The organism is Monashia sp. HAY1-2A, from assembly GCF_056755315.1.
This window is the reverse complement of sequence record NZ_JBNDHY010000430.1, coordinates 1-270: the sequence shown is the minus strand read 5'-3', so window position 1 is coordinate 270 and position 270 is coordinate 1. Positions and strand designations below refer to the sequence as shown.

At 66.7% G+C, this 270-nt stretch carries 1 pseudogene; it reads right to left on the bottom strand.

The annotated features are described in order from the left end of the window. A pseudogene (locus ACPYOM_RS22600) lies at positions 1-270 on the bottom strand (cellulose synthase); the annotation flags it as partial.

The window sequence follows — 270 nt, the reverse complement described above, 5'->3', positions numbered from 1 at the left end:
ACCAGCGGGTTTTCAGCCTCGGCCGAGCGGCGAGCTTTCTTGATGGCGGTACGGGATGCCGCAAGGGCGCGCCGGATGCTCTTCTCCGTTGCCTTCACGTAGCCCACCAGGCCCAGCTGCATGAGGGCTTCCCGGCGCAGGATCGCATTGGAGCCGCAGAAGAACGCGGCGTTCCAGCCGTCCTTGCCCTGCTGGATGGGCCCGTAGAACAGGGGAGCCTGGCTGCCCAGGGGATCGTCGGCGGGGACGTTGATGAAGTACTGCGGGGTC